Here is a 21,353-nt window from a genome sequence, read left to right on the forward strand (position 1 = left end):
ATTGCTGATGGGCGACATGATATCGCTTCGAAGAGACGGGTGTAACCCTGCAATGCCGTCAGGGCGCGCTGCGGGACTCAACGTCCATCGCCTTTGGCCACTCGACCCGAGGCGCCCAGCGCAACGCCAGGTTGTACGCCGGCACCTCGTTCGCATCGCGCGGTTCGATGTCGCACGGCGGCAAGGCTTGCGGGCCTTGTTGCATGTAGGTGCAGACGTAGGCCCAAAGGTTGTCCAGGTCGTGGTTGTAGGTGCTGAGGTGGAAGCGTTCGATGACGTCGTTGGTGCCGGGTTTGACGATGGCGAGGGACACGCCCCACTTGATCATCAAGCCGCCGCCGGAGGCGACGCCCCATTGCTCCCAGACTTCGGCGCGAACGTCGTCCCAGGGGTAGCTGGCGGTGGTGACGTACCAGCGGGTGAACGGGTTCCACCAGACCATGTGGAAGCCGTAGACGTAGATGCGGCGGCGGGCGCGGTTGAAGCGAATGGGGAGGTCGCGTGGGGGGGAGACGTCGAAGCGATATAGAAACGCAGCTAAGTAAAAATAGCCGGCAGCACAAAATGCAAAGACCACCACCGCCTCAAGAACGCCTCTAACTCCGCCGTAGTAATACCAGTCAACGGTAAAGAGAATCGCAATCTCCCAGATTAGAAAGCAGACGCTTAGCGGTACAAATAAAATCAAAATTCCGCGAATGGTGGACGAACGGCGAGACAGTTCCAGGTATATGTCGTCGACATAGTTGGGTGCGCTCTCGCGAGAACTGGCTTTTTCAGGAGTGTCGTTCGGTCTCGGGAGATCACGTCTCCAGCCAGGGCAAGGCGGATTAAGCTGAGGTTTAGCCACTACGCTTGCTCCGTCAAGCGAAGACGAGCCAGGCCCGCCGCATCATCCTTATCCGGCCAATATATGATCTCGACTGTGGCCGCTTTGATGGAATGCATGGGCTCAAGCCAGTACCTACCACGAAACACTGGATCGACTTCATTCGGCATACTTTGAGCTCCAGGCGTCAGGTCTCTAATTGCGTCGAAATGGGGTGCTCCGTTCGGGCTATTGTGATAAGCCGCCGTGAGCACAGATGACGTTATCGTCGGTGCACGCCGACCCGTTCTCGTCACCCCGAAGCGTTGAACAGACAAGGTGAATTCGTAACGCGAACGTATCGGATCAAAGTTAGGAAGGAGAATTCTGTATGCCAATTCGACACCCGTCTCAACTCCTCCAGTTTCTTTGATCAGAAAAATATCCATAACCATGAGTTCATCGACATCAATGGCTCTCTTGGCGGAATCGAACCCAAGAGATGCATCCATACCGAGAACCGCAGCATTCAGTGCAGAAATCGCGAAATCCATCTGATCTGCCTCGGCCCATCTCTTGTTCGCTTCACCCCGGCCAAAGTACGACCGGCGTGCCCAAAGCTCCAGGGCGTCTGACTCCGATCGCTCAGCAATACGCTTGGCCAGGAAGGCAGCAAGGCTGAACGCAATACCAATTCCCAATGGCCCGAGCAAAGCACCACTTCCTATTGCACCCGCCATGCCGAAGGCTCCCCCAATAATCGAAAGCAGGGCTGTGACTGCATGCGCCTTGCCCGCTTCGATGTCACCTTGGTCTATGGAGCGTGTTCTTGCAGCCGCCGATCCCACCCCATCCGCCACCCCTCCCAACGCCGCTATCGCTCCCCCCGCCTTGATCAGCGTCTTCCCCATCCCGATCGCCCGCGCCACGGCACCGCCCTCGGCCGCCGCCACTCGTCGCATGAACGGCTGTACGCTCTCCGCGCCAATCCTCAGCATCAACCCACCCGCCTCCACACCCGCCCCCAGCAGCCCCACCCCTGCCCCATACAACGCGGCCATCGCTTCCGGATGCCTTGCCCCAACCGTCTCCCGCGCCGCATCCAGGCTGGTACGCACGCTGTCATGCAGGAAATACAAGCTGACCAGCGATAGCGCGCCATAGCCCGACCCGACCGACAAGCGCTTCAAGCTCGTCAGCCCATTCTTCGCGAACTCCTGCGCATGCGCCGCGCTTAGTTCCAGGCCTTTCAGCAGTTGCGCAGCCGGGACTTCCAGGTTCTTCATACCGACCGAGATCTTTCGCATTGCGCCGTTCGACACCTTGCGCGCCGCCTCTTCTGCTTGGCGGACTACTCCTTCCACCTGGCGCGCCACATTTCCTACTTGATCACCGGCTACTTTCTCAAAGGCGTTGATTCGCTTCCGGATGTCTTCCGCGCTGCCTTCCATCCACAGCGTCACGTCAATCAGCGTATTGCGCACCGCTGGGTCCGGGATGCTGATCAAGCCTGTGAACACAAACGCGCGTACGCGCCGGCTGGCGTCTTGTTGCAGGGACTCGCCAGCGCGTTGCAGTTCTTCCGCGCAGATCGACAGCAATTCCCCCACCGTGAGTTGAATGACGACCTGTGTCATCTGCGCCTTGCGGTACAGCCACGCACCGCCCACGTGAACCGCATCGACGGCGGCTTTGGAACCGGCGCTCAAGTGTTGATTCAGGCGCTTGCTGGCGCCGTGCATGGCCGTCAGAAGTTGGTCGGCGGCGTCTGCCGCGCGGCCTTCTCGCCATGCACCGATTTCTTTGCTGCTGATGATGCTTTTGACGGCGTCGAAGTATTTTTTCCCAGCGTCGTTGGCAACCTCCCCGGCGCCAAACAGAGGGATGAAGGTGGTTTGCAAAAAGGTTTGATGGCCGTTCAAGGCCAGATAGGCAGCGCTGTTCGGATCGCTTAGCAACGACCGCCACGCCGTGCCGGTGGGCCCCAGCGTTTCGGGTTCCGCCGACACGGCATCGGACGCGGGCATCGCATCCGTGATCCCACCGTCCAAACACGCACCAACCGTAATCAAGCGCAGCAGACGCGACCGTTCATCGGTATCGGAATAATCCATTGCCACGATGCGCTTCCACGCCGCGCTGCCCACCACCTGCGCCCAATCCTTGCCATACGCATCGATATCTTTTTCAAACCGCTTGATGTCCCGGTCATACCGCGCCTGAAAGCTCGCCCGGCCATGGCGGCGCGGCTCAGCGGGGGGATTGGTTTCCCAGTAACGTTCTTTCAATCGTTCAACGCGATCGGTGATCTTGGCTTGCACACGTTCTTGCCGTTCACGCGCGGGGTCCCAGAACACGGGTGGCGTGCCGGACTCGCTGGGAATGATGTCGAGCATGGGTGTGGGGCTATCCATCGTCTCGGCGTCGGCCTGCACGGCGTACATCTGTTGAATCGCCAGCAGGCATTGCGAGGTCAGATACGCGTAACGTCGTTCCGGCTCTTCGGACCACAATCGCTTCTGCGTGTAGGCGGCCAAGCGGACGTTGTTGAGCTCTTCGGCCATGCCGATCGGGTCGGGCAGGACCAGCCCGCTCACACCTTTCGGTAAGCGATGCTGCCGTTCCATCAGCGTTAGATAGTTCCGCATGCCCGTGGCTTGCGCCACGCGCGATGACCAGCCGTGAACACTGCCGAAGTCATCGACACCGCTGACATACTCCGCCACGTGTTTGTTCAACGGATGCTGATGTTCCAGCGCCAGCGCGGTGCCACCCGCCGTGGGATCGTCCCGCAGCTTGGGCAGATCCACGATGACAAACCGTTGCGGGTAATTGGCATTCAAACCCTTGCCTGACTTGTACGCATCCAACACGTCCGTCGGCCAAGGGTCTTGCGAGTATGCGATCCAGGCCAGCTTGTACTGATCAATGTCGATACCGATGAACGACGCGGGCAGGTCGTGCGCTGCCTGAACGCAGCGCTCGGCCAATGGAGCAGGCTCGGCGCGCGCCATCTCGTAAGGATTGAAATGCCGCATATGGCCCGCATCGGTCACTTGATAGGCGTGCCATACCCTGCGGTCCAGCAGCACATACACATAGCCCTTGCGCATGATGCGCAGCGATTCTTGCAGACCAGGATGCGTCAGCGCACCCCTTGCGCGCAAGAACGGACTCTTGCCCACCGCCGCCGGGCGCAGCAGCAGAATCGGTACGCCGTTGCGTTCGCAGGCGTTGCAACTACCGGCTGGCAGCGGCAAGGTTTCTTCCACGAGGTCGATAAGCGTTTGGCTGAGCGTCATGCGAACACTCGACGGCCAAGGGTCTTGCTGGCAACGCAAAACGTTGTGAGGGTGGGCATGACGGGCTCCGTCGTCGTGTCGGCCGTGGCGGCCGGGTTGCCTCTCGAACGAGGCGCTAGCCGGACTAATGCAACATCCATGCCAAGCATCACGTTCGGTCAATAACCTCCATGAAATCAACGGCTTGCCACACCACTAAGACACTTACGACGGAACTCTCAGATCCGAATCCCCGCGAAACCGCCGTTTTTCACCAGAAAACGGGCCAGTTTTGACCCGATTAAAAAATATCGCTATTGAATCAATGGCTTGTGGCGGGTCAAAATTGGCCCGATCGGGTCAAATCTGGCCCGATCGGGGTCCACGCTGGATCGTGCCTTGAAGAATGACCACACGCCCCTCTTGCCTAAGGATTCGAACCATGGCTCTTGATCTGTCATCGCACTACGTTTTGCTGGACGCCGCCGGCACCGCTTCAACGGTCAATGGCGGGGATGCGTTCTGGTCGCAGTCGCCTGACGAGCTGGACAAATTTGGCCGGGGCTGGCTGGTGTCCGAATACACCTTCGCCAATGACTGGCCGCAGAGGGAAATGCACCCCGAGGCCGACGAGATCGTGCGCCTGATGTCGGGCGCTGCGGAGTTGCATCTGGAATGGCCGACGGGCAATCAGGTTGTAAAGATGCTGGCCGACGACGCCTATGTGATCCCCAAGGGCGTGTGGCATACCGTCAAGGTCATGGAGCCCTGTCGCATGCTGCACATCACAATGGGCGCCGGCACGCAGCACCGGCCTGTATAGGGCTTAACCGGGCGCGCCGACCGTACGCACACGCAGGATCTCGCGGTCGTCAATGGGCCAATGCAACACGGCGGACACGACCCCCAGCACCATTGCGCCCAGCCAGATCAGGTCATACGACCGCGTGGCCTCGAACACCACACCGCCCAGCCACACGCCCAGGAACGACCCTAGCTGATGGCCGAAGAACACGAAGCCGAACAGCGTGGTGAGGTAGCGCACACCGAACACCTGCGCGATCAGGCCGTTGGTGAGCGGCACGGTGCCCAGCCAGACAAAGCCCATGATGGCGGCGAATGCGTACACGGTCCACGCGGACAGGGGCAACAGCAAGAACAGGGCAATTGCCGCCGTGCGCAGCAGGTAGATACCAGCCAATAGGTACTTGCGGCGATGCCGCGCGCCCAACACGCCGAACACGTAGGTGCCCATGACATTGGTCAGCGCAATGATGGCCAAGGCCGCCACCGCGTCGGACGCGCGCAGGCCCTTGTCCATCAGATAGGCGGGCAGGTGCGTGCTGATGAACGCCAGTTGAAACCCGCAAGCCAGGAAGCCCAGGTTCAGCAGCCAGAAGCCAGGCCGCGTGAACGCTTCGCCGATCGCGTCGCGCAACGACAGGCTGGCGTCCTGCCCATTGGCGCCGCGCGCCGCGCTGTCGGGCTCGCGCAGCGGCCGCGCCAAGGGCAGCATGACGGCCATCAGTACCGCGAACACCAGCAACGCGCTGACCCAGCCCCATCCCCCGATCAGCCCCTGCGCGGCGGGCACCATCGCGAACTGCCCCAGGCCGCCCGCAGCGCCGGCCACCCCCAGCGCCCACCCCCGGCGCTCGGGCGGCACCAGCCGGCTTAGCGCGCCATAGATCACCGCGAACGCGGTGCCGGACAGCGCGATGCCGATGCACACGCCCGCCGTCAACATGAAAGCCATGGGCGTGACCGCATGCGCCATGCCGACCAGACCCAGCGCGTAAAACACCAACCCGCCCGCGATGACCTTGGCCGATCCATAGCGGTCGGCCACCATGCCGGTAAACGGCTGCGCGAGGCCCCAGGTAAGGTTTTGCACGGCCAGCGCCATCGCGAAGGTGTCGCGGCTCCAGCCCCGGTCCATCGACACGGGCAAGAGGAACAAGCCCTGCACGTGGCGCACGCCCAGGGCCAGGCCCATGATGATGCCGCCAGCCAGCACCAGCAGCCACAAGCGTGAGGGGTCGAGGGATGAAGCGGCGGGACGTGAAGCGGCGGGATGTGATGCAGCGGGCTGTGACGCATCGCCGGGGCAAGCGTCTGGGCAAGACGGGGCAAGGGGCGCTGGCATGGTGAACCTCTCTGGTCGCGCGATGGGCCTCGGCACGGGAAACATCGCGGCTCCATTACAGAAGGGCCGCCACGTGGCTTCAAGCGATTATTTTTTGCCCGCTGCATGCGGGGCGGGAATGCGAAAAACCGTCGCTTGTTAACGCTTCGTTTTCTATCGTTACATTTACCCTTTCGTCGCCCCCTACGGCTGGTTACAGTGCTGCCTTCGCATATTCTGGCAAGGCATACGACCATGTGGCACGTCCGGCTTGGCTCTCCTTTTTTCGCGGCCCTCGTCCGCGCGTTCGCATGATGCGCACCGCGATCAAGCCCTTGGCGCTGGCCGTGGCGCTGGCCTTGCCCGCCCTGCCCGATACGGCGCGCGCCGACTCCTGGCTGGAACAATGCAGCACCAGCTATTACGGCCGAAGCGAGGACACGGCCTGCCATCAGTCCTTCAGCGACGGCCTGGCGGCCGTGCTGACCGGGTCGCGCAGCGACGAAGCCGGCGCCTGGGGCTATATCGACAAGCAGGGGCGCATGGCCGTCACGCCTGCCTACGAGCACGCATCGCCGTTTCAGAATGGCTTGGCCGCTGTCAGCCAGGGCCACTTGTGGGGCTATATCGACACCAAGGGCCAGTGGGTCATCAAGCCGCGCTACACCAGGGCCTCGGGCTTTAACGCCGAAGGCACGGCGCTGGTTGAAGACGGAGAACTTAATCTGCTGATCGACCGGCAGGGCAAGATCGTCAAGACCTTTCCGCTGGGCACCCGCACATGGGGCTTCAGGCCCGGCCAGAAGCTGGCATCGATGGAGCTGCCCACGCCGCCGCGTCTGATCAACACCGCAACGGGCGCGGCCACCGCGCTGCCCGAAGGCGTGATGATGCTGGACGCGCCGTCAGCCGGCTATTTGCCGGCGCAGTTGCGCGGGTCACGCTATTCCGGCTGGTGGGGTTTGCTGGACGCGCAGGGCCGCTGGGCCGTGACACCGGATGTGCTGCGTTCGCGCGAAGCGCCCATGCGCGACGGCGACGTCGTGGCCGTGCGCCGCGAAAAAGATTGGACCTTTGTGAACCCTCGCGGCGAAGCGATTTCGCAAGCCAGTTACGAGCGCGTGCAGTGGTTGGCGTCCGGCCTTTGGCTGGTGGCGGACGAAGACGGCAAGTCCACCTTGCTGGACGGCAGGCTCAAGCCGGTGCATACCTTTTCAAAGTCGTACATGGGCGTGCAGCAGCGCGACGGCTGGCGCTATCTGTCCGACGCATCGACAACGCTGTTGATCAGCCCTGACGGCACGGTGCAAAAACTGGCGATACGCGACGGCCGCGTCGACATCGTTCAGGGCCGGGCTTGGGTTTATGGCATGCCGGTCGATACCGCCGCCAGCGCTGGCGGCATGAGCGAGGCCGCGAGCGACGCCACAGAAGAGGAACCACCGGTGGCGGTGGAAGCATCGGACGGCAACGTGGACATCGCCACTGACGCCTACGCCTCCGACGCGGTGGCCGACTCGGTCGGAACCTACGCGGCAGACGCCTCCAAGCCCGCATCGGACGAGGCGACGGCGGCGGCCGCTGCCGCCACCGTCGTGACAGACGCCGCCGAAACGGCCGACGCTGGGCAAGCGGCCGCCAACGCGGAAGTGGCCGACACGCTTAGCGCGGATGAGGCGTCGTATACCGCCCTCGCGGTCAACGCCGAAGCTTCCCTCATGCAGGTGTACGCCGCCAACGGCAAGCCCTTGCTGGATGCGGATATCGCCATGCGCCTGCGCAACTACGACGTCAGCGCATTTTCTCCCGGCAAATCCGCCCAGCGCGGTTCCGACGGCCAGACCATGCCGCTGGCGCTCTTGCGTGACCTCAACGGCGCACGGCCCCTGGCCATCCTGACCGCCACGGGCAAGATCGTGTCGAACCCGCAATGGGAGAACATCAACACCTATGACGTGACGATGCCGCTGGTGGTGCGCGCCACGAACGATAAGGTGGGCGCCATCGACAGCCAGGGCGAATGGGCCGTGCCGCCTGAATATGACGACTTGCGCACGTTCAAGGGCCCCTACACCTGGGCGCGTACCCGCGACATGATGCGCAACGACGCTCTGCTGATCGATGCACACGGCAAACCAGTGCGCCTGCCTGACGAGGTCAGCGCGACGGCGTCCGAGCTAGAGGGCGAGCTGCTGGTCTACCGCGCGGCGGACGACAACCGCCAACGCCGCTGGGGCCTGTGGAACATCCGCTTGGGCGCGCCCGCGCTGAAGCCGGAATTTGATCGCATCGAAGAATTCGACGACGACTGGGTTCGCGTGCAGGACAAGGGCCGTTGGGGCGTCGTCAACCGCCAGGGCCAGTGGGTCGTGCCGGCCACGCAAGACAGCGCCTACAACATGGACTACCTGGGCAACGGCTTCATGCTGGTCAACGAGCCGGAAGGCAAGGGCCTGGCCGGCCGCTACGGCGGCAGCCCGTATCGGATGGTCAACCTGCGCACCGGCAAGCGCAGCGACATCATCTACGGCAAGCCAGACAAGCTGCAAGGCGACCGCTACATCGGCGAACTGGCCGACGGCAGCGCCGTGCTGTTCGACGCGCAGGGCCGGGCCACGCAGATCTCCGACGGCCAGCCCGAAAGCAAAGCGCAGCATGGCGATTGGCTGATCATCCGCCAACGCGAACTCGAAGGCGCCATCAATGCTCGCGGCCAACTGCAAGTGCCCGCGCTGTATGGCGAATTCAACCCCTTCTTCGTGCAGCCCGAGGGCTTGGCGCGCGTCAACCTGGGGTCGGGCTATCGCGTCATCAACCAGCAAGGCAAGACCGTGCTGGAAAAGTACGGCGACGGCTTTCCGCTGGCGTCCATGCAGCGCGTGCTGTTCGAGGACGACCGCGCGTCCACCTCCGTGCTGACGGACCTGCAGGGCCGCGAGGTCGCGCGCCTGTCCAACCGCTTTCCGGTGGGCTACCAGCGCGCCAGCGAAGGCGTGGTGCCTTACAGCGAAAACTACGGCAAGCAAGGCTTCCTGAACGCGGCGGGCAAGCGCATCGTGGGCGCGCACTTCAGTGAACTCGGTGCGCTTAAGCACGGTCTGGCCCGGGCGCAACGCCTGGACCGCACGGGCAAGCTGTACGGCTACATCGACCTGAGCGGACGCTACGCCATCCCTCCGGCGTTCACGTGGGCGCAAGACTTTCAGGACGAACGCGCCATGGTGTCTCGCGACCGCCTGGTCGAATTCATCGACACACGCGGCAAGACCACCACCACCTTCGGCGTGCTGTGCGACCAGATTGTGATCTTCGACGCGGAAGAAAACCAGAGCTGGCCGCGCGAGGCCCTGACCTGCCCCGACGCCACGCGCATCGATCCCCCCGCCCTAGACACCGCCAAAGCAGAATGACCATGACGTCACGTGTGATCCGCACCACCCGTATCGCCTGCGCCCTGGCCGCGCTGGGCGCATCCCTGTCCGCGCACGCCCAGATGGGCCATGTGTTTTGCGTCGACGAAGCCCGCGCGCGCAACGACGCCACCGTCGACGACATCTCGTACCACACGCCCTACACCAACGGCTGCATCCGCAACCTGGCGGACGGACGCGCCGCCGTGCTGCTGCCATCCGCGCTGGAGCCGATGCGCCGCGTGCCGTCGGACGAATCCCTGCGCCGCCATGCCTGGGGCTTTCTGGACCAGAACGGCAGGCTGGTGATCCGCCCGATATTTGAGAACGTGCGCGACTTTCGCCATGGGCTGGCCGCCGTGCAGTGGCAAGGCAAGTGGGGGTTCATCAACCCGCAAGGCCGCATGGCCGTGCCGCCGCGCTACGACAGCGTGGGCGACTTTGCCGAAATCGGGCTGGCCGTGGCCACGCTGGACGGACGTCATGTGTTCATCAACCGCCAGGGTGAAACGGTGGGCGAGCCACTGGACGCCGGCATCGAAAGTTTGGTGATTGAAGACGGCGTGCCCGCGCGGGCAACGGTGGCCTTCAAGCTGGAATACCGGTCGCCAACGGGCGAACGCCGCTTCGCCAAGCCCGGCGTGAAAGTGACGCAAGCCTATGGCCAGGGGTTTTTCATCGCCGACAACGGCGAGTATCGATACGGCTTGGTCGACCGCGACTGGAACTGGGTGATTGAACCCATTTACGACGATATCTCGGTCAATCGCGACGGCATGCTGGCCGTGGCTTACGGGCCGGACGGCGTCGTGCTGCTGGGCACCGACGGCAAGGCGATCGGCGCTGACCAGCACTACGAATCGCTGAACCCCGTGGGCCGCAAGTTCTGGAGCGCGCAGCTGGGCGATCGCAAGGGCTATGCGGTGCTGGACACCGCCGGCCAATTGGTCGTGACCATGACGTCGCCTGAAGCCCAGGCCTCGCAACGCTTTGGCGACGTGATCGTGTACCCGTCGGGCGACACGATGATGGCCCTGGTGCCCGGCCAGCCCAAGCCGGTTCCGCTGGGCGCGGGCCTTGCGCCCAGCGTCGATGAAGCGGGCTTCGTGCTGTTCAGAGGCGACGCTGGCGTCGGCCTGCTGACGCCCAAGGGTGCTTGGTTGCACGGCGCCACCGCGCCCGCCTGGTTGGCGCAGGCCGGCACGATGGAAGTGCACCAAGGCCGGCTGTGGATCAAGAATCAGGAACGCGGGCTGCTCAATATCGTCGACGCCGACGGCCAGGTATTGCTCAAGCCTGAAGCCGTCGAAGCCGTGCAGAACATGCAACTGAAGGCCCTGGCCGTGGACTTGCCTGGCGCGCCCTTGGGCCTGCTGGGCCAGTCGCATTGCCAATGCGGCCCGGCGGGCGCCGGCCTGCTGCTGGCGGATGGCAGCCTGGTGACCGACCCGTCGTGGACGGACCTGACGATGCTGGAAGCCGGCGTGGACCGCGACAGCGATGCGCCAATATCCATCGACGGCCTCAAGCCGGAACAACTGCGCTACGCCGCGACCACCGCCGACGGCATACGCCTGCTGGATGCCCGTGGCCGCGTGATGGACCTGCCGGCGCAGCAATACATTGGCGCGTTTCACCAGGGCTATGCGCTGGTGTACGCCAAGGGCGTGAACAAGATGATCGACCGCAACGGCAAGCAGTACGCCTTGCCGGCCGATGTGTTCGATTCGCAAGTGGTGGCGCCGGGTGTGATGCGCTACGTCAAGACCGCCAGCGCCGATGCCCCGTGGGGTCTGTACGACTTCGTGGCGGGCAAGGAACTGGCCGCGCCGGCGTTTCAGGAGATCGGTGCGTTTGAGAGCGGGCGCGCGGTCGCGTCGCTGGGTGTTGGCCGCGTGGGCGTGATCGATCTGCAAGGCAAGTGGACCGTGCCGGCGCGCCATCATGCCGTCGAGCGCGTCAACGACACCTTGTGGAAGGTGACGCAGGCGAGCGCTCAGGACGACGACTATGCCCGCCCCGTTGCGCTGTTCAACAGCCAGGGCCGCGCGCTGACGCCCTTCATCAGCCGGCTGCAAATTGGCCAGACGGAAGACGGCGCCGTCACGGCCGAGAGCGATCAGCGGCGTTGGATCTTTTCTGCAGACGGCGCCCATGCGCAAGACCTGGAAGACGCGCTCTACACGCGCCTGGGCGACTGGCTGGAAATTCGTCGCACGCCCCGTCACGGCTATTTGAACGAGCTGGGCAAATGGCAGATCCCGCCCAGCGCCGCCACCGGCTCGGTGTTCCAGGGCTCGCCCGCGCGTGCATTGGCCGCCGATGCAAGCGGGGCGCGCCTGATCGACCCGGCGGGCAAGACGGTAGTGACGCTGCCCGCGGGTGAATGGCAATGGCCGCAAGGTTCACCGCAACTGCTCAGGCATTACGAGGTGGGCGGGCGGCTGCGGACGGACTATGTCGACACGAGCGGCAAGACACGGCTGACGGCCGAGGGCGTCACGTCGGCGTTTTCGGAAGGCCAGGCGGTGTCGCTGCTGCCCACCCGCGCAATGCGCGCGTTGAATACCAAAGGCGCGCTCACCGGCCCCGCGTTCAATGCACTGGGCACGCTGCGCGACGGCTTGGCGCCGGCCCTGGCTGACATGAACATCGGCTTTGTCGACCGCCAGGGCCAGTTTGTCATTCAACCCAACTACAGCACCGTCATGCCGTTCCTGAACGAGCGCGCGGTGGTGTCCACGATGGACTACTCGGAACTCATTGATCCGGCCGGCCGTGCGCTGGCCCGCGTGGAGATGATCTGCGGCGTGCGCGCGCTGTACGGCAGCGCCGGGCAGCGCTTATGGCCCAACACCATGCCGGCGCGCTGCGACCGCTAAGTCTGCCGCGGGCTTGAAGCGCGGCTTGAAGCGTGGGCGTTGGACGCCTATTCGGTGTCCAACGCCAGGTAACGCTGGGTCTGCACGATGGCTTCGCGTTCCTTGAAGCTGGTCAGCTGGTCGGCCAGCGCGCTGCTGTCGCCGGTTTGTTTGATGGCGGCCAGCGTGGCCTGCATGGCGTGGATGGCGGCGCGCTGCAGGTCCGACGGAATGATGGCCAGCCGGTAACCCATGGCCGCCAGATCAGGCAGCGGCACCAGCGGCGTCTTGCCGCCATGGAACATGTTGATAAGCTTCAAGCCTGGCAGGCGATCGGCAATGGCGCGGATTTGCGCCAGCGTTTCAGGCGCTTCCACGAAAAGCATGTCGGCGCCCGCCTTCAGGTAACGCTCGGCGCGCGTGATAGCCGCATCAAACCCTTCGACGGCGATAGCGTCCGTGCGCGCAATGACCAGCGTGTCGGCGTCGCTCAATGTTTGCCGCGCGATGTGAACCTTGCGGCACATTTCCTCGACGTCGACCAGGCTCTTGTCGTCCAGGTGACCACAGCGCTTGGGAAACGATTGGTCTTCGATATGAAAGGCCGCCACGCCCGCGCGCTCCATGATGCGTACCGTGCGTTCAACATTGGCGGAACCGCCGAAGCCCGTATCCGCGTCCGCCACTACCGGCAGCCCGCTGGCGTCCACGATTTTTTCCACGCGGTCCATCACTTCGGTAAAGCTGAGCAGGCCAATGTCCGGGTAGCCCGCCGCGCGCGCAATGGCGCCGCCGCTGGCGTAAACAGCGTTGAACCCTGCCATGGCCACCAGCCGCGCGGACATGCCGTCATACGCGCCGGGCGCCACGACAATGCCATCGGCCAAATGTTGGCGCAGCAAGGCGCCGGGTTTCAGAGGAGATTTCATGCGGGTTCCTGGAAGCGGGGATGGATGCGTGCATGATCGGCTTGCAGGTATAGAATGTCCAATATATGGAAAGTTGATAATCAGTATTTAAAAGGTATCGATATGGAACTGCGGCATCTGCGGTATTTCGTGGTGACGGCCGAGGCGCAGCACTTCACGCGCGCGGCGGAAATCCTGGGCATGGCGCAGCCACCGCTGAGCCAGCAGATTCGGCAGTTGGAACAGGAAGTGGGCACGCCGCTGTTCGACCGAACGGGGCGCGGGGTGGTGCTGAATGATGCGGGTCGCGCGTTCCTGGCTTGCGCGCAAGATATCCTGCGGCGTGCGGAAACGGCCGTGCAGACCGCCCAACGCGCTGCCCGGGGCGAAGTGGGGGAACTGGCGCTGGGGTTTACGGAGTCGGCCTCGTTCAATGGCGTGGTGACGGAAGTGATCCGACGCTATCGCCAGCAGTATCCCGACGTTGAGATGACGCTGTCGCAAGGCGATAGCGAGACGCTGGTGGCGCAACTGCGCGATGGGGCGATAGACGCAGCCTTCGTGCGGCCACCGTTCGCGCTGGACGGCGGGCTGACGTTCACGCAGTTGACCGAGGAACCGCTGGTGGTGGCGTTGCCGCTGGGCCACGCGCTGGCGCGCCGCAAACGCTTGGCGCCAAAGGATCTGACGCAGGAACGCTTCATCCTGTATTCGCGAAAATCTGGCTACGGGCTAAGCGCGGACATCATGGCGGCGTGCCGCCAGCACGGCTTGAACCCCATGATCGGCCAACGCGCGCCGCAGTTATCGTCAGCGGTGAACCTGGTGGCGGCAGGCATGGGCGTGGCCGTGGTGCCGGCATCGCTGCGCCCCCTGCGCCCCGACGGCGTGGTCTACCGCCCCTTCGCCCTGGACTGGCCCCGCGCGGTGCTAGGCCTAGCGGTACGCGCGGAAAATCCCCGCGGCCGCATAGAAAACCTGCTGCGCCTGGCCCGAGAAAAGCCAAGGCCAACCCCGTAGGATGGGTGCAGCGCGAGGGGGCCGAAAAAAGAACGCAGACGCCGTTCGCGCGAAACCCATCAAGCAACGCCCCAATTCTTATCGAGCCCAACGCAAGAACCCCCACCGCAAGATGGGTTCCGCGCGCTAACCGCTTCGGTTTTTATCACGCCCCTGCCGCGCTGCACCCATCCTACGATGGGACGGACGCAGGATGGCACGAACGTAAGATGGTCACCCCTCATGCGACTCGTGCACCGCAACCGCCCCACGCTTCCAATAGCTCGCGGCGCGAATACGGGATTTATCGATCGCATGCCGTGACACCATGATTTCGCGCACGGTCTTGGCCACGGCGGATTCGGCGGCGACCCAGACATAGCCTTCCCCGTCAGGCAACGTCAATTCACGCGCCGCATCCAGCAGCAGCGTGCTATATCCCGGCGCGGTGCCATTACGCGGCAACCAGCGCACCGACACATTCGCCGACGACGCCAGCGGCATCTCATTCTCGGCAGACGGCACTTCAATCAACACCAGCGCTTGCGCCTTTGCAGGCAGTTCCTCAAGCCGGCGGGCAATCGCAGGCAGCGCGGTTTCGTCGCCGATCAGCACATGCCAATCAAACGCCTTGGGCACCACGAACGAGCCGCGCGGCCCACCAATGCCCAACTGCTGACCCGGCTGCGCTTGTTCGGCCCACATGCACGCCGGGCCGTCGCCATGCAGCACGAATTCAATCTCCAGCTCACGACGCTCCGCATCAAAACGGCGCGGCGTGTAGTCGCGCGCGGCCGGCTTGGGCACACCGTCGGGAAACGTCACGCCATCCGGACCGACGCTGGGCAGCGCCGGGGGTTGTGTCGGATCGGCGGGAAAAAACAGCTTCACGTGGTCGTCAAACGAAGCAGACACAAAGTCCTGCAGGTCGTCGCCGGTAAAGGTAACGCGGGCCAACAGCCCCGCGACGCGCTCAACGCGCTGGACGGTCAGTACGCGCATTTTCAAGTTGTGGCGCACGCGCTCCACGGTCAGATCACTACGATTCATCAAAGCTCCAGATTCTGGGAAAGTGCGGGATCAAGCACAGGGCTTGCCGTTGATCTCGTCGGTGGCGCGCGCCAGGATGGCCGCGATGCGGCGTTGTTCGGCGGGTGACGCGTCGGTGCGTTCCATGAGCGCGCGGCGCATCGCATGGCGGGCTTCGACGAACTCGGGCACCCAGCCCGTACGCGCGTCCTCGCCGTCCGGCCCCAGGCTGCGCGGCTCGCCGCTCCATGCCTGCCGCATCCAATCCATCTTGCGGGCGATGTGCTTGAAGCGGTTGAACATCATCGACACGCGCTCGCGATTCGCGTCCAGATGAGCCCGGCCGGGATCCGCCAGGTGGTAGCGCTTCTTCGCGCCGTCTTGCTCGACGTTCGCGTAACCCAGCTCTTCCAGATAGGTCAGCGCGGGGTACACCATGCCGGGGCTGGGCGTGTAGAAGCCATTGCTAAGCGTGCCGAAGGCCTTGATCAGCTCGTAGCCATGGCTGGGGTTCTGTTCCAGCAAGCCCAGCAGCATCAACTGCAAGTCATCCGCGGACACGCGGCGGCCGCGTGTAAAGCCACGGCCATCGCCGCCAAAACCGTCGGCGTCGCCACGCCCCCCGTCAGGTGGCCCGGAAAACCAATCACCCCCGGCACTGGCGTGATGGGGGTGATGGGCGTGATGGGCGTGATGGTGATGGTGATGATGGCCACGGTGCCCGTGGGCGTGGGAATGGAAGGAATCGACGTCGTGCTGGTGCATGGAATGCCTCTTACGATGTATCTAAAGATATAGATCTTACGATACACCCGCAAAATTCCCGCCGTCAACCGGAAGCTTGTATCGCTAGGCGACGCCCCCCGTGTCGGAACCCGTGGCCAACCAGCGCGCAAACGCCGCCGCCCGGGGTTCGTCGGGCGCCGCCGCGTAAACGACCAGGCGCAGATGACGGCTTTCGTCGACGGTCAGCGTGGCGTGTTCCAACGCCACATCCCCCAGCGTCTCCACGTGCAGCTTGCGCTGGCCCATGCATGCGCCGTGCACGTCATGCTCGCGCCACCAGGTCTTGAAATCCGGCGATACGGCTTCCAGCTCGTCAACCAGCTCGGCAATATCCGGCACCCCGCTTGCGCTGGCGAAGTCGCGGCGGAAGGTGGACAGCATGGCGGGAGCCTGCGCGGACCAATCCACGAATAGCTGCCGCATGCGGGGCTCCACAAACAGCATCCAGAGCAGGTTGCGACGGCCCGGCGGCTGGGCCGAAAAATCGAACAAGCGATCTGCCGCGGCGTTCCACATCACCACGTCCCAACGCAGGTTCAGGATGTAGGCGGGCCGCGAGGGCAGGTCGTCCATCAGGCGGCGCACTTGGGGCGGCACCGTGCACCAGGTGCGGCCGGGTTCGGCGGGCGGACGCTGATGCGCAAGCAGATAAAGATGGCGGCGTTCGGCTGCGTCCAGCTTCAGCACGCGCGCCAGGTTTTCCAGGAAGGTGGCCGACACGCTGATGTTGCGGCCTTGCTCAAACCACGTGTACCAGGCCAGGCCCACGCCGGCCAACGCGGCGACCTCCTCGCGGCGCAACCCGGGCGTGCGGCGGCGGCTGCCGGCGGGCAAACCCAAGTCCGACGGGTTGAGGCGTGCACGCCGCAGGCGCAGGAATTCGGCCAGGTCGGGGCGCGTGCGGTCCAGGCGTTCAGGGGTGGGGTTTGGAGTCATGAAGGGGCGCGAATCGGGTTTGGTGGACGGGGCTACTGCGGGCTGATTACTGCTGACGGGTTGCGGCTGACGGGTTACGGCTGACGGGTTACGGCTGGCGCGCTGCTGTTCCCCGGGTATTGCCTGTAGTAACAGCATAAACAGCTAAATTGTATAAGGCTGCGAGCCCGCCCAGAATAGCGCCGATTCCAATCCGATAGCGCTGACATGACCTCGAACGCCCTGCCTTCCCCCCTTACCCGCCCCCCCCCACCCTGGGTCCGCTGGGTCTTGCTGTCCTGTTGTCAGGCGGCTTCATCACCATCTTCGATTTGTTTGTGGTGAACGTCGCCATCCCCAGCATGCAGCGCACGCTGGCGGCCAGCTTTTCGCAAATCAACTTCATCATTGCCGCCTACGAAATGGCGTATGGCGTGCTGTTGATCGCGGGCAGCCGTCTGGGCGACCGCCACGGCCGGCGCCGCATGTTCATGCTGGGCATGGTCGGTTTCGCGCTGGCCTCGGCGCTGTGCGGACTGGCGCCCAGCGCCAACGCGTTGATCGGCGCGCGGGTGCTGCAAGGCGTGGCGGCGGCCCTGCTGTTTCCGCAGGTTTATGCGTTGATCCGTGTCAGCTTCGACGGGCAGGCGCGACGACGTGCGTTCGGCCTGATGGGCATGACGCTGGGGCTGGCCGCCATTGCCGGCCAGGTGCTGGGCGGATGGATCGTGCATGCCGACCTGTTTGGTCTGGCGTGGCGCACCATCTTCCTGATCAACGTGCCGCTGGGCTTGCTGGCCTGGCGTCTGGCGCGCCACATTCCCGAATCCCGCGAACCTTCCGGCGCGGCCATGGATTGGCCCGGCGCGGCGTGCGTGGCGGCGGGCCTGGCCTTGCTGCTGCTGGCGCTGATCGAGGGGCCGGCGCGGCACTGGCCGGCCTGGTCTGTCGCGTGTGGCGCAATGGCAGTGCTGCTGTTGCTGTCGTTCGTGCGCCTGCAACGCGCCGTCAAAGCGCGCGGCGGCGCACCGCTGGTCGACATGGGCTTGATGACACAGCCGCGCTTTGCGGTGGGATGCCTCTTGGTGATGCTGGTGTTTTCGACGGCCAGCGCCATGTTTCTTTGCTACGCGATGCTGGTGCAAACCGGCTTCGGGCTGGACGCGTTGACGGCCGGGTTGATATTCGCGCCGGCAAGCGTCGGCTTTGTGGCCGGCTCCATGGCCGCGCCGCGCCTGGTGGCCCGCTTCGGCACGCCCGCCATTACGCTGGCCGCCCTGCTTTACGGCGGCGCCACCGCGACATTGATGGTGCAGGTGGGCATGGCCGGCGCGGCCTTGTCGCCCTGGTCGCTGGTGCCCGCCTTGGTGTGGTTGGGCGCGGCGCAGGGCGCGGTCAATACGCCGCTGGTCAACGTGGCGCTGGGCTTGGTCGAAGACCGCCACGCCGGCATGGCCGCGGGCGTGGTGTCGACCTTGCAACAAGTAGGCGCGGCGCTGGGCGTCGCGGCGGCGGGCATGCTGTTCGGCGGCGCCCTGCAAGCCAATGCCGACGCCAGCGCGCCCGAACGCTACGCGCAAGCCTTCAGCGCGGCCATGCAGTTCAACGTCGCGGCGATCACGGCGGCGGTGCTGTTGCTGTGGTGGTTGAGCCGCAGGGGTTTATAGCCTTAGCCCGCCGACAATTCGCGCGCGCGCGCTTCGGCCTTGCGCACCGCCTGCGTGATCGCATCGGCCACACCGGCATCCCGCATGTGCGACAGCGCCGCGTAGGTGGTGCCGCCCTTGGACGTGACGCGCTCTTGCAATTCCGTCAGCGGCACCGCTTCGGCGGCCGCCAAGCCCGCCGCCCCCCGAAACGTGGACACGGCCAGGCGGCGTGCGTCGTCCGCCGAAAAGCCCAGTTCCAACGCGCCCTTTTCCAGGGCCGCCATGAAATGGAACACGTAGCCGGGGCCGCTGCCCGTGACGGCGGTCACCGCATCGATCATGGCTTCGGTATCGGTCCAGATGCGCTCGCCCACCGCGGCGAACAGAGCATCCACCCGATTGCGATCGGCCTGGGCGCAGGCCGGCGTGGCGTACAGGCCCGTCATGCCCAGACCCACCTTGGCCGGCGTATTGGGCATGGCGCGTACGATGCGCGCGTGCCCGCCCAACCATTGCGACAACGACGCCAGGTCCACCCCGGCGGCGATGCTGATCACCGTGGCGTCAGGCGGCAGGAATGCTCGCACCTGGCCGCAGGCTTCTTGCAACCCTTGCGGCTTGGTGGCCAGCACACAAAGTGCGGCGTCGCCGATATCAGCACCCACGCTTTCCCGGCAGGCCAGGCCGCGCGCGATGAGCGCATCGCGCGTCGGCGCGTACGGCTCCACCACCAGAAAATCTGCCAGCTCACGGCCCTGTCCGAGCAAGCCGTCAATGATGGCGGAGGCCATGTTGCCGCCTCCGATGAATACGATTTTTTCGCGCATAGGGATGGGGTCCAAGGAAGGTTGCCAGCCAGGAAGGCAGCGGGTCAGCAGTAGATTGCATAACGCACGATATGATTGTATTTCGATCATTTTGGCGACTGCAATCCGGGCGTGCCATTAGACGACGAGGCGGGCCTTGCTGCACCACCAGCCCGTGTCCTCATGCCGAATTCCCGCCTAGGACATACCCTAAAATCAATTGATATACGATTAATCAAATCGAAAAGCGATTTAATCGATCGTATGCTGTGCCTCAATGCACTCGGGTTCCCTTGAACCCCGAGCTTCATTCGGGACCACAGACATGACCAACGGCATCACCCTGCTAGACGCGTTGACCCAGGCCCTGGGCGCCGACGCCATCCTTCATACCGAGGCCGACACCGCGGGCTACACCGAAGACTGGCGCGGCCGGTACAAGGGTCCGGCGCTGTGCGTCGCCCTGCCGGGCAACACGCAGCAGGTGGCCGATATCGTGCGGCTGTGCAACGCGCACGCCACGCCGGTACTGCCCCAAGGCGGCAACACCAGCCTGTGCGGCGGCGCGGTGCCAAACGCGACCGGCAAGCCGCCCGTCATTGTGAACCTGGCCCGCATGCGCCACGTGCGCCGGGTCGACGCCGCCAACAATTCCATGGAAGTAGAAGCGGGCTGCGTGCTGGCCACGGTGCAGGACGCCGCCGCCGCCGAAGGCCGGCTCTACCCGATCAGCCTGGGGGCCGAAGGCTCCTGCCAGATAGGCGGCACCATCGCCACCAACGCGGGCGGCACCGGCGTGCTGCGCTACGGCAATACCCGCGACAACATTCTGGGCTTGGAAGTGGTGCTGCCCGACGGCGCCATCTGGAATGGGCTGACAGCGCTGCGCAAGAACAATACGGGCTTCGACCTTAAGCACCTGTTCATCGGGGCCGAGGGCACGATGGGCATCGTCACCGCCGCCGTGCTCAAGCTGCATCCACTGCCCACTCGACACGCCGTAGCCTGGGTGGCGCCGGACAGCCCGCAAGCGGCGCTGGACATACTGGGCATGTTCCAACGCAGTTGCGGTTCGCGTCTGTCGGCCTTTGAAATGATCGACAGCAACCAACTCGACATCGTGATGGCGCACGTGCCGGGCCGCAAGAACCCGCTGGATCGCACGCACCCGTGGCATGTGCTGATTGAACTGTCCGACACCGGCAGCGGTGAAGAACTGCAAGACCTGTTGCAGCAGACGCTGCTGCAAGCTTCTGAACGTGGCCTGTTGCACGACGCCGTGCTGGCCAGCAACGACACCCAGCGCGCCGCGCTGTGGGAAGTGCGCCACAGCGTGTCCGAAGGCAATAAGAAAGCGGGCGTGGGCCTGACCACCGACAGCGCCGTGCCGGTCGCAAGCGTGCCGCGCTTTATCGACGAAGCCACCGCCGCCGTGCGCCGGCTGGTGCCGGACCTGCCCGTGCTGATCGTGGCGCACCTGGGCGACGGCAACGTGCACTTCATTCCCTTTTTCACGTTCGACGCCTGGAACGCCCTGCCCGACCGCGACGCGATGGCCGCTGATATCCGCCGCGCCGTCAACGATGTGGCCGACGCGCTGGGCGGCACCTTCAGCGCCGAACACGGCGTGGGCCGCACGTCGCTGGCCGAAATGGCGCATTACAAGTCGCCGGTTGAACTGGCGATGATGCGCGCGCTGAAGTCCACCTTTGATCCCGCCAATTTGTTCAACCCCGGCCGCTTGCTGCCCTGAGCGGCGGTCTTTGAGCCGTTGCC

General features: G+C 64.5%; 14 protein-coding genes. 6 read left to right on the top strand and 8 right to left on the bottom strand.

Going from position 1 to position 21,353, the window contains the following annotated elements; all coding sequences use genetic code 11:
- Window positions 1–58 precede the first annotated feature (58 nt).
- Together ELS24_RS31630 and ELS24_RS31575 are read right to left on the bottom strand one after the other, a co-directional pair.
- Window positions 59–850 carry a DUF6708 domain-containing protein gene (locus ELS24_RS31630; RefSeq protein WP_342672798.1) on the bottom strand — a complete coding sequence of 264 codons (792 nt, stop codon included), beginning with the start codon at window positions 848–850 and terminating at the stop codon, window positions 59–61.
- Entirely contained in the window at window positions 850–4,110 is a 3,261-nt protein-coding gene (locus tag ELS24_RS31575; protein WP_127185913.1) for a T6SS effector BTH_I2691 family protein, read from the bottom strand. The genes ELS24_RS31630 and ELS24_RS31575 overlap by 1 nt, the downstream gene beginning before the upstream one ends.
- Before the next feature lie 421 nt (window positions 4,111–4,531).
- Between ELS24_RS31575 and ELS24_RS27280 the strand changes: the two genes are divergently transcribed.
- Window positions 4,532–4,912 (top strand): cupin domain-containing protein, encoded by a 381-nt coding sequence (locus ELS24_RS27280; RefSeq protein ID WP_127185914.1) that lies wholly within the window; start codon window positions 4,532–4,534, stop codon window positions 4,910–4,912.
- Window positions 4,913–4,915: 3 nt separating this feature from the next.
- Here ELS24_RS27280 and ELS24_RS27285 read toward each other — a convergent pair whose 3' ends face one another.
- Window positions 4,916–6,085 carry an MFS transporter gene (locus ELS24_RS27285; RefSeq protein ID WP_230694550.1) on the bottom strand — a complete coding sequence of 390 codons (1,170 nt, stop codon included), beginning with the start codon at window positions 6,083–6,085 and terminating at the stop codon, window positions 4,916–4,918.
- A 440-nt stretch (window positions 6,086–6,525) separates the two neighbouring features.
- Here ELS24_RS27285 and ELS24_RS27290 point away from each other — a divergent pair, with 440 nt between their 5' ends.
- Together ELS24_RS27290 and ELS24_RS27295 are read left to right on the top strand one after the other, a co-directional pair.
- Complete coding sequence (locus ELS24_RS27290; RefSeq protein WP_127185916.1) at window positions 6,526–9,624, top strand: WG repeat-containing protein; 3,099 nt, start codon at window positions 6,526–6,528, stop codon at window positions 9,622–9,624.
- Between the two features lie 2 nt (window positions 9,625–9,626).
- A complete protein-coding gene (locus ELS24_RS27295; RefSeq protein ID WP_164741313.1) occupies window positions 9,627–12,506 on the top strand; it encodes a WG repeat-containing protein in 2,880 nt (959 codons plus the stop codon).
- A gap of 47 nt (window positions 12,507–12,553) precedes the next feature.
- Here ELS24_RS27295 and ELS24_RS27300 read toward each other — a convergent pair whose 3' ends face one another.
- A complete protein-coding gene (locus tag ELS24_RS27300) occupies window positions 12,554–13,414 on the bottom strand; it encodes an isocitrate lyase/PEP mutase family protein (RefSeq protein WP_127185918.1) in 861 nt (286 codons plus the stop codon).
- 102 nt (window positions 13,415–13,516) lie between these two features.
- On the opposite strand from ELS24_RS27300, the gene ELS24_RS27305 reads away from it, so the two are divergent.
- Window positions 13,517–14,413: a LysR family transcriptional regulator gene (locus ELS24_RS27305; protein ID WP_050445632.1), complete on the top strand. Its 897-nt coding sequence runs from the start codon at window positions 13,517–13,519 to the stop codon at window positions 14,411–14,413.
- A gap of 213 nt (window positions 14,414–14,626) precedes the next feature.
- Here ELS24_RS27305 and ELS24_RS27310 read toward each other — a convergent pair whose 3' ends face one another.
- From ELS24_RS27310 to ELS24_RS27320, 3 genes are all read right to left on the bottom strand, one after another.
- A complete protein-coding gene (locus ELS24_RS27310) occupies window positions 14,627–15,442 on the bottom strand; it encodes a siderophore-interacting protein (protein ID WP_050445631.1) in 816 nt (271 codons plus the stop codon).
- Between the two features lie 30 nt (window positions 15,443–15,472).
- Complete coding sequence (locus tag ELS24_RS27315) at window positions 15,473–16,186, bottom strand: PadR family transcriptional regulator (RefSeq protein ID WP_205736942.1); 714 nt, start codon at window positions 16,184–16,186, stop codon at window positions 15,473–15,475.
- 84 nt (window positions 16,187–16,270) lie between these two features.
- Window positions 16,271–17,143 carry a helix-turn-helix transcriptional regulator gene (locus ELS24_RS27320; RefSeq protein WP_127185919.1) on the bottom strand — a complete coding sequence of 291 codons (873 nt, stop codon included), beginning with the start codon at window positions 17,141–17,143 and terminating at the stop codon, window positions 16,271–16,273.
- Between the two features lie 254 nt (window positions 17,144–17,397).
- On the opposite strand from ELS24_RS27320, the gene ELS24_RS27325 reads away from it, so the two are divergent.
- Complete coding sequence (locus ELS24_RS27325) at window positions 17,398–18,789, top strand: MFS transporter (protein ID WP_127185920.1); 1,392 nt, start codon at window positions 17,398–17,400, stop codon at window positions 18,787–18,789.
- Between the two features lie 2 nt (window positions 18,790–18,791).
- Here the strand turns inward: ELS24_RS27325 and proC are convergent, their stop codons facing one another.
- Window positions 18,792–19,598, bottom strand: a complete 807-nt coding sequence (gene proC / locus ELS24_RS27330) for a pyrroline-5-carboxylate reductase (RefSeq protein WP_127185921.1) — start codon at window positions 19,596–19,598, stop codon at window positions 18,792–18,794.
- Window positions 19,599–19,902: 304 nt separating this feature from the next.
- Between proC and ELS24_RS27335 the strand changes: the two genes are divergently transcribed.
- Entirely contained in the window at window positions 19,903–21,330 is a 1,428-nt protein-coding gene (locus tag ELS24_RS27335; RefSeq protein WP_127185922.1) for an FAD-binding oxidoreductase, read from the top strand.
- Window positions 21,331–21,353: the final 23 nt, after the last annotated feature.

It is taken from the genome of Achromobacter spanius, from assembly GCF_003994415.1.
GTDB lineage: Bacteria > Pseudomonadota > Gammaproteobacteria > Burkholderiales > Burkholderiaceae_B > Achromobacter > Achromobacter spanius_C.